The sequence below is a fragment of the Niallia sp. NCCP-28 genome (assembly GCF_023168165.1).
In the GTDB taxonomy this organism is placed as follows: Bacteria; Bacillota; Bacilli; order Bacillales; family Cytobacillaceae; genus Niallia.
Genome location: NZ_BQYJ01000003.1, coordinates 92,300 through 104,551, shown reverse-complemented (window position 1 = coordinate 104,551; position 12,252 = coordinate 92,300). Strand labels below are relative to the sequence as shown.

General features: G+C 34.7%; 14 protein-coding genes. 4 read left to right on the top strand and 10 right to left on the bottom strand.

Annotation, left to right across the window (positions count from 1 at the left end):
• Positions 1–21: 21 nt before the first annotated feature.
• The 7 genes from NCCP28_RS09765 to NCCP28_RS09735 form a co-directional block, all read right to left on the bottom strand.
• Entirely contained in the window at positions 22–201 is a 180-nt protein-coding gene (locus NCCP28_RS09765) for a hypothetical protein (RefSeq protein ID WP_248561230.1), read from the bottom strand.
• Positions 202–219: 18 nt separating this feature from the next.
• Positions 220–402: a hypothetical protein gene (locus NCCP28_RS09760; protein WP_248561763.1), complete on the bottom strand. Its 183-nt coding sequence runs from the start codon at positions 400–402 to the stop codon at positions 220–222.
• Positions 403–486: 84 nt separating this feature from the next.
• Positions 487–846, bottom strand: a complete 360-nt coding sequence (locus NCCP28_RS09755; RefSeq protein ID WP_248561229.1) for a hypothetical protein — start codon at positions 844–846, stop codon at positions 487–489.
• Positions 847–955: 109 nt separating this feature from the next.
• Positions 956–3,022 (bottom strand): baseplate J/gp47 family protein, encoded by a 2,067-nt coding sequence (locus tag NCCP28_RS09750; RefSeq protein ID WP_248561228.1) that lies wholly within the window; start codon positions 3,020–3,022, stop codon positions 956–958.
• A 93-nt stretch (positions 3,023–3,115) separates the two neighbouring features.
• On the bottom strand, positions 3,116–3,478 hold the full coding sequence (locus tag NCCP28_RS09745) for a hypothetical protein (protein ID WP_248561227.1): 363 nt from the start codon (positions 3,476–3,478) through the stop codon (positions 3,116–3,118).
• On the bottom strand, positions 3,465–3,629 hold the full coding sequence (locus tag NCCP28_RS09740; RefSeq protein ID WP_248561226.1) for a hypothetical protein: 165 nt from the start codon (positions 3,627–3,629) through the stop codon (positions 3,465–3,467). Before NCCP28_RS09740 ends, NCCP28_RS09745 begins: the two co-directional genes overlap by 14 nt.
• 12 nt (positions 3,630–3,641) lie before the next feature.
• Positions 3,642–3,938, bottom strand: coding sequence for a hypothetical protein (locus NCCP28_RS09735; protein WP_248561225.1), 297 nt, complete (start codon positions 3,936–3,938; stop codon positions 3,642–3,644).
• 153 nt (positions 3,939–4,091) lie between these two features.
• Here NCCP28_RS09735 and NCCP28_RS09730 point away from each other — a divergent pair, with 153 nt between their 5' ends.
• The 3 genes from NCCP28_RS09730 to NCCP28_RS09720 all read left to right on the top strand — a co-directional run bounded on the left by NCCP28_RS09730 (position 4,092) and on the right by NCCP28_RS09720 (position 6,086).
• Positions 4,092–4,862 carry an excalibur calcium-binding domain-containing protein gene (locus NCCP28_RS09730; RefSeq protein WP_248561224.1) on the top strand — a complete coding sequence of 257 codons (771 nt, stop codon included), beginning with the start codon at positions 4,092–4,094 and terminating at the stop codon, positions 4,860–4,862.
• 68 nt (positions 4,863–4,930) lie between these two features.
• Entirely contained in the window at positions 4,931–5,179 is a 249-nt protein-coding gene (locus NCCP28_RS09725) for an Arm DNA-binding domain-containing protein (RefSeq protein ID WP_248561223.1), read from the top strand.
• Positions 5,169–6,086, top strand: coding sequence for a tyrosine-type recombinase/integrase (locus NCCP28_RS09720; RefSeq protein WP_309296624.1), 918 nt, complete (start codon positions 5,169–5,171; stop codon positions 6,084–6,086). Before NCCP28_RS09725 ends, NCCP28_RS09720 begins: the two co-directional genes overlap by 11 nt.
• An 81-nt stretch (positions 6,087–6,167) precedes the next feature.
• On the opposite strand, the gene mutL is transcribed toward NCCP28_RS09720, so the two are convergent.
• A complete protein-coding gene (mutL, locus tag NCCP28_RS09715) occupies positions 6,168–8,063 on the bottom strand; it encodes a DNA mismatch repair endonuclease MutL (protein ID WP_248561221.1) in 1,896 nt (631 codons plus the stop codon).
• 66 nt (positions 8,064–8,129) lie between these two features.
• Complete coding sequence (gene mutS / locus NCCP28_RS09710; RefSeq protein ID WP_248561220.1) at positions 8,130–10,754, bottom strand: DNA mismatch repair protein MutS; 2,625 nt, start codon at positions 10,752–10,754, stop codon at positions 8,130–8,132.
• A 303-nt stretch (positions 10,755–11,057) separates the two neighbouring features.
• Between mutS and NCCP28_RS09705 the strand changes: the two genes are divergently transcribed.
• Positions 11,058–11,327 (top strand): excalibur calcium-binding domain-containing protein, encoded by a 270-nt coding sequence (locus tag NCCP28_RS09705; protein WP_248561219.1) that lies wholly within the window; start codon positions 11,058–11,060, stop codon positions 11,325–11,327.
• Between the two features lie 167 nt (positions 11,328–11,494).
• Here NCCP28_RS09705 and NCCP28_RS09700 read toward each other — a convergent pair whose 3' ends face one another.
• Positions 11,495–12,046, bottom strand: a complete 552-nt coding sequence (locus tag NCCP28_RS09700; protein ID WP_248561218.1) for an outer spore coat protein CotE — start codon at positions 12,044–12,046, stop codon at positions 11,495–11,497.
• Positions 12,047–12,252 lie beyond the last annotated feature (206 nt).

Here is a 12,252-nt window from a genome sequence, read left to right as displayed (position 1 = left end):
GATTATTTCGAGTGCTTCTGCTTAGGCATTTACTATCACCCATATTAATGTGAAAAATAGATAAGAAAACATAATAGATGCAGCAATAGTGTGATTTTGAGTAGATTGATCATTCTTTATCTTTTTAATAATTGACACACATGTTACAAAGAAAATTATCGCAACAATCGGCGGCAGATAAAAAAATAGTAAAACAGACATTGTAATTCCTCCGATTTTTTATTCGTTACGCTTCTTATTACGATATTCTTCAATCATTTTTTCTTCTTCGATAAAGTTTTTCATTTGGATATTAATCCACGTTGAGATTTTAATACCTTTCTTAGCAGCATACTTTGCAAACTCATCGTACACACCCTCTTCGAGAGTGATATTGTGCCTGGTTGTTGCCAATAGTACCACCTCCATTTAGATGATACTATTGTCTAATATTTACAGATATTCATCAATACACACTTATACACACTAATGAACAGTAGTATCCAACTAAAGCTTTGTAATATCTAATTGATTTTTTACTTTTTCTAAAAATTGATTATATTGCTCTTGGTAATCAAAGTTTAGCAAAGTAATTTCGTCGGCGATTTCACTAAGCATGCCAATTGGATAATCCCCCTGGATTTCAAAGAAAACCTCATAATCTGTTTCATCCAAAGAAATGAGTTTCACTTCATTTCCTGATTGATTTTTATACGGATAGCTAAGATTTTCATAATGCTCCAAGTATTTGTATCCATCTGTTCCAGGGAAACCAACAGACATAATTATTTCTTCTAGTACATAGAATGTTAGTCCGCTTGTTTCAGAATATGGTTTTTTCTTTACATTTAATACGACTTTTTTCATAAGATACTTCCTTTCAAATAAGTTATATCTTATGAAAATCTGTTCAGCATAAAAAGTCAAGCTTTTTCATAAAAAATACACCTACTCATTAAGCGGTGTTTGCTTTTGTTTATATTGATCTATAAGCAATCCAACCTGCTGTCCATAAAGCATGAATTGTTTGGTTGTTCCCTGCATCATGAACATCGCCTGAAGTTGCTTTTCGTCCATCAGGCAAACCAGTCGTATAATAACCCCATGTTTTACCGCTTAAACGGCCACTTCCCAGATAACTACTTAAAATATCAACATTTGGGTTTGTTCCCTCAAATACTTCCATCATTTTTAATGCGTATTGCATATATTTTGCATTGGTAGCGTCATTTGTTCCTGCTGGTATAGGTGGATTTAAACCAATTCTACAATTTGGGTTGAAAGCTAAAATACTATCAATTATTTTTTGTAGTTGAATAGGCATCATTTCACAAATTTCGTTAATGGTTAATTTTTCTGCATTTGGATTTCCATGATATTGAACAATATCGTTTATTCCCATATTCCATGAAACAAAATCTACTTTTGTTTCTCCTAAACCTTGCATATAATAGGCAAAATCAAATGATTGTGTAGCTGGATTCCAATAAGGGTTGTTATCTTTTAGAATGACATTTCCACTTGTATCTCTGGTAATTCCCATTAAGTCGGTTATTCTCCATCCACTTAATGCACCGCTTTTTGCTAATTCTAATTCAGAATCACTAAAACCGTATCCAAATTCATTTATGTCTGCTGTATGTCCAATCATTTTTGGTGTGAATCCATACTGACTTAGCCATAATTTAATTAAAGTAGCAATGTTTGCTTTTGTTGTACTATCACCCATAGCAAGAATAACAGGAGATTTATTTGTTTTTAAGCTAGGATCAACAACCCGTAATGTAACATCTTTCATTAACGCATTAGAAGTGTCACCGTTGTAAACGCCTGTTATTAAAGTTTTAAAATCTTTCGCAATAGGAATAGAAAAAGAACCGCTATTTTCAAAAGAAATCGTGTGTGTTGGTGTAGTCATTTCATAAAGGATTCTATCGTTATCCGTAAATTTATTTAAATTAAAATTTGGGGCATTAATAGCATATCTTAGATCTTTAATAATAAATAAATCCTTTGGCATTACAATTTTATTTGTATTCCACACATAACTATCATTGCTACTTGTAGCAACCTCACCAATTTTCACTACACGTTTTCCGTTTCCATCTATTACATACATAGCTTGTGGACTTACTGTCATGATTTGCTCTCGATATGTTACAAAAACAATTGGATTATTTCCGGTATCAGTTGATAATGTCGCCATTTTAAGTGTATTGTCTGTTAAATCCACATACACTTTATAAGTTGCTCCCGTGGTAAATGCTTCCGGAAAAGCAACTGTCGTCGGTGAAACTGCAACATAGCCATTTCCACGTAATACATACAAAGTTTCCTTGATAGTTAATACTCTTGTTTGGAAATTAATTTCTAATGAATTGTAATTAACACCAAACATATATGCCATTGGAAACTTTAATTTGTCATAGGTAATAGCTCCTGCTGGTATTTCTTTTGGATCAATAACAACACCGCTACTATTGATTAGTTTTACATTGGATTCATTGCACCAAAATTTATCATGACAAATTTTGAATAACACGAGAATGTTATTACTTGTAATAGAATAAGCATTAGCAACCTTTAATTTCGTGTTAACTGTTTCATTTAGGTCTATATAAATAAAATATGTGTAGTAGCTTGATGTATCTACAATGCTAATATCTATTTCCGTTAAATAATCAGCATATTTGGAATATCCGCTCTCATTAAACACATTAAGACCATTAACATTTATCACTTTCGCCTTTTTGGTTTGAAGATTAACTTCTAAAGAATTTTTATGAAATAATTCTCCAATAGGAAACTTTAATTTACCGAATGTAACTTGACCATTTTTTATTTTATCTGTTATAACAGCATCATTCTCTAGTAAACTAGCAGATATCAACACTGTTTCCCCGTTTTTCCTTTGTTTATTTCCACTTGTGTCAATGCTATAAATAGCATGTTGACTTAAAGAAAGGATATTTCTGTTATAAGTGATAAACAAAATTGGATTATTGCCTGTTTGAACATTCAGCGTAACCATTTTTATTGTCATAGTAGCTAAATCGGCATATATTTTGTAAGTTGCCCCACCAGCTGTATAATCACTAGGAAAATCAATTTCTCCATAGTTATAAGGAATGGTTGTTTAATTCCCGTCACCATGTGATAAGAATACATTGTCTTTTACAATAATCTTTTTTATTTGGAAATTAACTTCAATACAATTATTCAACAAAATTAATGCGAATGGATTTTTTAATTTTTGGTATGAAACAGCAGAATTAGCTAACTGATCTGTGTTTACTGGACCATTTACAACTAACGATTCCATTTGTTCCTGTATACTGCTTAAATAATCATTTATGGTTGTTCGATCATCTGGATATAATTTACGTAGTACTTCTAACACATTACGCATTGTCTGAAAGTCTGTTAATCCTGCTGCGTTATTGCGTAAATATTCCTCTAATTCAGTAGATGCCATAGTATTAACATCAATTAGCGCCAATCTCATTCCCTCCTTCCTTTTGTTTTATTTGATTCAATTGATCCATTAACTTTTTACTTTTCAACTGCTCTATAATTAATTTTGTTTGTAATTTTCCAATAAGAAATGTTTGTTCTTGGCATATTTCTTCATAATCAATGCTGACCTTCATCTAAACACCTCTTTAATTATTCTCTAAAGTTTCCATTCTTTCTTTTAAGTTGTTTAGCATATCTAATACATTTACATCATTAACAATTAGTGTCTCGCGTGCTCGCACTTGTTTAGCATCTAGTTTTCCTTCTCCTATAGAACCGTCACCATTTGTAAAGTAGACGGTAGGATCTGATTCCTGTTTACTAAATCGAATGCCCGAAGCAAAGCCATTAACCTCTGAACCATATCGGATTAATCCATCTGTTTGTGCTGCATCAAGCTCGTTTAAATTACAAAATCCAGTGTGAACATATACGAATGACACTATTTATTGCAAAATATACCTATAAAATGCGAAAATGGAAATTTTTTATAGATAAATAATTAGTGGTGTTATAACATATTAGATAAAGATTACCATTTTCATATGTAATAAGAACTACAGTAATCTTTAAAAAATATGATTGAGGTGCTAACATTGGAAACATTAGTCATTATCGGGGTTTTACTATTTATTTTTGCCATTTTTTATTTAATCTTTCATTTCATTAGAAAGATTAAAAACAGAGAAAAGAGAATTTCAAAAATCCTTTTTCTTATTCCTTTAATAGGAGGCATTTTACTTTTTTCTATTGGAATTCCATACATAGATACTGGAGTGCAGCAACAATTAGATAATTCATTAGCTGCTAATACAAAATTAAAAGCAGAAATCAAGCAGCTTAATGGTCAACTGACTAAGCTACAATCTACAAACAATCAATTAACAGCGGATAATAAAGAATTAAATACAAAGATTGAAGATGTATCTTCTAAAGTCTCTTCAGCTGAGAAAACTGAAAAAGATATGACCAAACTGACCGAACAAAAAGCATCCCTAGAAGAAGAAAAAGAGAGTTTAGAAGGAAAAATAACTGATTTAGAAAAGGCAAAGAAGACATCAGAAAGTAAGATAAGCGATTTAGAAAAGAAAAATAAAGCATTAACAAGTGATATAAGCGATTTAAAAAGTGATCTAGCAAGCGCAAAGTCAGAAACAGCAGCTACTACAGCCAGCGCGTCAACTGAATCTACATCTTCAGATACATCTGAGAATACAACAACTACCTCTTCTTCAAGTAGTGATACTGAATTCTTTGCAAATTGTACTGAATTGAGAGCAGTATATCCAAGTGGTGTTCCTTCTTCCCATCCAGCATATCAATCAAAAATGGATAGAAATAAAGACGGCTATGCATGTGAAAAGTAAAGGAGGAAGTCCCCTGTGGGCTTTCTTGCACCCTCAAAACCGAACATACATTCCGAGGAGGTTGTCATATGGCCTATTATAGAAAAATAAAAGCAAAAAATAAAAACGGGTACTCCTGGTCATTTACCATTGACCTGGGAAGAGATCCCGCAACCGGAAAAAGAAAACAACTTACCCGACGCGGGTTTGTTTCAAAAAAAGAAGCAGAATTAGCAGCAAATCAATTGGCCATTGAAATTGAAAACCAGACGTATGTAAAGGAAAAAGATATTCTCTTTAAAGACTTTATTATCGATTATTTAAAAGATCATTGCTGAGCCTAATGTAAAACCTTCTACATTTTATGGATATACTACCGCTACAGAAAAACGTCTAATTCCTAAATTTGGCTTTATGAAGGTTAAAAATCTCACACCTAAAATAGTTAGTGCCTATTATAATGAATTGCTCAAAGAAGGTTTAACAGAAGAGTATATCCAATATATTCATTCCATTTTAAAGATGGCTGCAAAAACAGCAATAGATTGGAAATATATAAAAAATGACTTTATGAGTGCTGTAAAACCACCAACCAGAAAAAAGAAAAGTGTAGAAACCTGGTCCATCGATGAGTGTAACAAGTTCCTCAGCAGAATGAGAGAGCAAAAAGATCATATATTTCTGCTTTATTATTTAGCAATATACACTGGAATGCGGCGTGGGGAATTACTTGGCCTTAGATGGGGTGATATCGATTTGGATAAAAAACGATTCTATATAAAACATTCTTTGTACTATATTTCAGGTAAAGGTCTTGTTTTGCAAACACCGAAGACCAGTAGTGGTACAAGAAACATTTCTATTACAGATGATGTTATTTTAGAGTTAAAATCGTACAAATTAAAAAAGCAGCAACAGTTATTGCAAGTTGGCCAAAAGCTATCCGATGAACACTTTGTTATCTCAGCTTTCGGCGGAGAACCGGTAAACCCAAATACCATTCATAAACAATTTCTATACGATATTAAACTTGCTGGTGTAAAAAGAATTCGATTCCATGATCTACGACATACACATGCTACCATCATGTTAGAAATTGGGGAAAGTTCAAAAGTTGTTTCCGAAAGATTGGGACATTCAAATGTATCTATGACACTAGATAAATATAGCCATGTAACTTCCAATTTACAAGACACTTCTGCAGAGAATTTCTCTAAAGCACTTCGAAAATCAACCTCTGAATAATGAATGTGGTCAAAATGTGGTCAATTTCTATAAAAACAACTAAAGAACCCTTATGTATCAAGGGTTCTCTCTATTGTAAAACTACATCACGCGCTTAAACATCTTCTCCATTTCGTAGCTTGAGTAATGCACAATGATCGGTCTGCCATGCGGGCAGGTAAATGGATCAGATGTGATGCGCAATTCGTCCAGCAAACTTTGGATTTCGTCATTGCGAAGATGGCGGTTTGCTTTAATAGAGCCTTTGCAGCTCATCATGATGGCTGCTTCTTCGCGCAATAGTTTAATGTCAACTTTTTTCATGGAAAGGAGCTGTTCAATCATTTCTTCGATTGTCTCTTTTTCTTCTCCTTTTGGAAACCATTGTGGATGGGAACGCACAAGATAGCTGTGCATGCCAAATGGCTCGAGGAACACACCGACTTTTTCTAATTCATGTTTATACTCTTCTATTTTCATCCATTCATCTAATGAATATTCTAATGTTAGGGGAATTAATAGTTCCTGCAAATCATTGTGGACTTGACCGACTTTTTCTCGAAAAAATTCATATTTGATGCGCTCTTGGGCTGCATGCTGGTCAATGATATACAAGCCTTTTTCATTTTGGGCAAAAATATAGGTGCCATGCATTTGCCCTATTGGATAAAGAGGCGGCACACGGCTGCCTTCTGCCACAGTCTCTAAGATCTCCTCTTCCCACTCTACTTCTTTTTCTTCTATCATGGGCGCCGTTTCTTTTGGCTCTTCAAAAATGACCGGATCTGTTGCTTCAATCTGCCAGTTTTCTATTGATTTTATCGGATCTTCTATCGGTGCAATGGATGACGCTTTTTCTGCTTTTGACTCATAAAAAGCCGGAGCAGTAAGTTCTGTTTTCGACGTAAATGCAGTCTGCATCATGGGTTCTTTTACTGTATCAAAGGTAAAAACAGTCTGTTCGTCTTTAGGACCTTTTGCTTTTTCAGTGCGAATCAATCCTGTTGGAATTAATTCTTTTTTCTTAAATGCCGATTTAATGGTTGAGCTGACCAGTTCATTTAATTCTTGTTCTTTGCTGAAGCGCACTTCCATTTTGGATGGATGGACATTTACATCTACTAAAATTGGATCCATTTCTACATGTAACAGAACAATCGGGAACCTTCCAATTGGCAATAGTGTATGAAATCCATTTTGAATTGCCCGCACTAATGAATAGTTTTTGATAAAACGTCCATTAATTAATGTCGAAATATAATTGCGGGAAGCACGTGTGATTTCCGGAAGGGCCATATAGCCTGATAATGTAAAATCAAGGGATTTTCCTGTAATGGGAATCATTTTTTTGGCGATATTTAAGCCATAAATGCTCGCAAGCACTTGTCTGACATCTCCATTGCCATTTGTATGAAGAATCTTTTTATCATTATGCACTAAACGAAAAGATACTTCTGGATGGGAAAGGGCTAGCCTGTTGACAATATCGGTAATATTCCCTAATTCCGTATGAATGGACTTCATATATTTTAACCGTGCTGGTGTGTTAAAAAATAAGTCTTGTACTGTAATTTCTGTTCCTTTTCTTGCAGGAGATTTCTCTTGTTTGACAAGATGTCCCCCTTCTAGTTCTATTATTGTGCCTGCTTCCCCTGTGGATGTTGCCATCGCAATCCGAGAAACAGAAGCAATACTTGGAAGAGCCTCTCCTCTAAACCCAAGTGTACGGATGCGAAAAAGATCATTTTCATCTTTTATTTTACTTGTAGCATGGCGCTGAAAGGCTGTAAGCACATCTTCTTCATCAATTCCTGCACCATTATCAAGAATGCGAATGCTTTGTAGCCCCGCTTCTTCTAAAAAAATTTCAATTTTAGTGCTGTTTGCATCGATGCTGTTTTCAACCAATTCTTTGACAACAGAGGCTGGCCGTTCAACTACTTCACCTGCAGCGATTTTATTCGATAATGCATCATCGAGCTGAAATATTTTTGCCATCTAATCCCCTACCTTTTAAAATCAATTCGGGCAAAAGTATTGTACTTATGCCCGAATTTGTTAAGTTTATTCGTTTTTTATTTTTTTATGAAGTTCATACAACGTAGTTAATGCTTGCATTGGCGTCATATCTAAAATATCCAATGATTTGATTTTAGTGATCAGCTGCTTTTCTTTTGAAGACAAATTTTGAGCTGGCTTATTTTTTTCCTCTGCTTCAAAAAAAGAAAGCTGGCTTTCATTCACTTTTTCTTCTTTCGGCTTCTCTATTGTTTCAACTGTTGGCTGCTTTCTTATATCTGCTGCTTGTACCGGATCTTTTTGTTCAAATTTTTCCAACAGCTCCCCGGCTCTATCAATTAATGCTTTTGGCAATTCTGCCAGTTGGGCAACATGGATGCCATAACTTTTATCAGCTGCCCCTTCTTTTATTTTATGAAGGAAAACTACTTTTCCATTATGCTCCATTGCACTGACATGCACATTTTTTAAGGAAGAAAGCTCCATTTCTAATACGGTTAATTCATGATAATGGGTCGAAAATAATGTTTTTGCCCCAACAATATGATGGATATGTTCAATAATAGCTTGAGCCAATGCCATTCCATCATAAGTGCTTGTGCCTCGGCCAATTTCATCAAATAGGATAAGACTGTTTTTTGTAGCATGAAGCAAAGCATTTTTTGCTTCTAGCATTTCTACCATAAACGTACTTTGACCGGAAATCAAATCATCTGCTGCGCCAATCCTTGTAAATACTTGATCAAATAACGGCAGCACCGCACTTTCCGCAGGAACAAAACAGCCGATTTGCGCCATAATGCTTGTTAAAGCGACTTGGCGCATATACGTACTTTTCCCTGACATATTTGGCCCTGTAATTAACAGCACTTCTCTTTCTCCATGCATGTCGCAGTCATTTGGCACATAACTCTGAGAATTTAATACTTTTTCAACAACTGGATGGCGTCCATTTTTAATGGACAACACTCGGTCATTGGAGAATATCGGCCTCGCATATTGGCGTTCTTCACTGACCGTCGCAAAACATTGAAGCACATCTAGTTCACTTACTTTTTTCGCTAAATTTTGCAATCTTGGAATATATTCTTTGACCGTTTCTCTTATGTTGGTAAATAAGTCATATTCCAAGCCGACAATTTTTTCTTCTGCCTGTAAAATTAAGCTTTCTTTTTCTTTTAGTTCTGGTGTAATATAGCGCTCTGCATTGGCAAGGGTTTGTTTTCGTTCATATTGGCCTTCTTGAAGCAAATGGACATTTGCTCTTGTTACTTCAATATAGTAGCCAAATACACGGTTATAGCCGATTTTTAATGATTTAATGCCTGTTTTTTCCCGCTCTTGTCTTTCTAATTGGGCAATCCATGTTTTTCCGTTGCGGCTTGCATCCCGATAGCGGTCCAATTCCGCATCATAACCATCTAAAATAATATTGCCTTCTTTAATAGACAGAGGTGGATTTTCCACTACAGCCTTCTCTAAAATATCTGTCACTTCTTCACAAGGGTCTAATGCTTCTGCCAATTCTTGTGCTTCTTCTGAAGAAAAACTGGCAACAAGCTCTTTGATGGATGGCACTTGCTGAAGGGAACGCTTCAGCTGCACCAAATCTCTTGCATTAACATTTCCAAATGCGACTCTTCCTGCCAATCTTTCTAAATCATATACTTCTTTTAATTTTTCTCGCAGTTCCATCCGTTCAAAATATTGGCCGATCATCGTTTCTACTAAACTTTGGCGATGATTAATTTCTTGTTTATTTAACAAAGGACGATCAATCCATTGTTTTAAAAGACGGCCTCCCATTGCTGTTTTTGTTTCATCCAACAGCCATAACAAAGAGCCCTTTTTTCCTTTAGAACGAATCGTTTCTGTCAATTCTAGATTTCGTTTCGAAAAATAATCAATTTTCATAAATTGATCAATTTCATAGACAGAAACTGGCTGCAGATGATCTAAACTTCTTTTTTGCGTGCGATATAAATAATGAAATAGCCTGGATGTTGTGGAACGCAATTTCTGCTCATCTATTTCCTGGAGCAGTGTTTCATGAACGGCTGCTTCTTCCATTGTATTTTCATAGGAAAGTGTTAAAGTGTCTCGTTCTTGCAGGCGTTTTTTCAAATTCTCATTAAAATCACTTGCGATAATTACTTCTTTTGCACCAGAAAGAGACAACTCATTTAAACAAGCGTCTATGCCTGCAAGCAATGTTGCCTTCGATTCTCCTGTAGAAAGATCGCTATATGCAAATCCAAACATTTCATGGCCAAATGCTGTAATTGTTGCGATATAGTTGTTTTCTTTGTCAGAAAGATTTTTTCCTTCCATCATCGTTCCTGGTGTAATCAGCTGAACAACTTCTCTTCTTACAACCCCTTTTGCTTGCTTTGGATCTTCCGTTTGTTCACAAATTGCCACTTTGTAGCCTCGTTCAACGAGCTGTTCGATATAATTAGGGGCAGAATGATGGGGTACACCGCACATTGGAATACGCTCAGCACCGCCCCCTTCTCTGCTTGTTAACGTTATTTCTAATTCCTGTGATGCTTTAATGGCATCGTCGAAAAACATCTCATAAAAATCCCCAAGTCGGAAAAATAAAAAGGCATCTTGATAGTCTGCCTTTACTTGTAAATATTGTTGAATCATTGGCGTATAGGTTGTCATAATTTCCTCCAAAACTTGCACTGTTTCATCTCATTTTTCATCTATCTATTATAACATAAAGTGCGATTTCAATCAGTGGGGGAATTCTCCATTCCGATGGATTGTTCGGTAAATCAATCAGACTTTTATGAGCAAGCCGTTTCCAATCACTTATTTTATTCACTATCCAGGAATTTTTTTATTGATATAGAAAACAGTCTAGAAACAATTTCCATATTATTAATGTAAAAAACTACTAGTCTTTTTCCAATTATTAATTTATACTATTTTTTGTAAAAAAAGTTAATTAAAGGGGAATAGCATATGAAACGCATTTTATCTGCAGCATTGTCATTATCACTTATTTCAGGATTGTCTTTTCTTCATACAGACAATGCAGAAGCAAAAACAAAAATAAAAGCATACCCGAATTGCAAAGCCTTAAATAAAGACTATAAAGGCGGCGTAGCCAAATCAAAAACAACCAAAAATAAAGGCGGCAAAACGCACTATAAACCATATGTATCTAAAGATTTATACAATAAAAATAAAGCAAGAGACCGCGACAAAGACGGCATCGCCTGCGAACGCTAATTAATTCCTGTTTTATTGCTGGCTATTAGTTTCATTAATAAAAATTCCGTTGATAAATATTGTCGATAAAACAATTTTTTGGTTCATTCATGGAAAATAATAATTTTTACGAATGAACCAAAAATCAACAGTGTGAAGAAAAAAGAACTAAGGACAACCCCTAGTTCTTATTCCTCTTCACATCCAACAATAAAATCTGGATTTAAATCTTCAAATTCTTCATCTTCCACTTCATTATCATCGCACCAGTCATCATCATCGTTTGCACAATGTTCTGTACATACTTCTACACAAATCGTTGTTTCTCCAATTACTTCTACGATAAATTCTCTTTCTACATGAACAATAATTTTATTGCCATTTGGCGAAATTACTGCTTCGATACAATTTGGCTGTTGAAGTACACGCGCGATTACATCATGATCTTCTAAGCAGTCAGGATCACGATATTTTAATTTCACCACATCACAATACTCAACTCGTTCTGTTACTACTTCTGTTCTTGTATTATCATCATAAGAATACCAAACATTAATATCGTAGTAACCTGTTATTTCTACTTTTTTGCCAACCTTCGCTGCTTCATAGGTATGGTTGATAATCCAGCAGCCTAGTATGCTTGACGGACTGTGATCAGGGCAGATCGTATGGTGAGACTTTGTAAACTTCCGTCCTTTCGCAACGACTGCCTTTGTAATAATCTCTCTATATTCTCCCATTTTCGAGCGAAACCTCCTCATTCATTTTCATTTCATCCTATGCGTGATAGGAGACTAGTGTGCGATGTTTTTCTTAAGCTTCTTTATAATTCTTAAGCCTACTTCATTGTATGAAAAGCACGGGCAAGTGTTCTTAGTATCGATTATTTTTCTAGTCTAATATAACGGCTTATTTTTTCTTTCTACTTTTAAAAAGTTTTTTGATT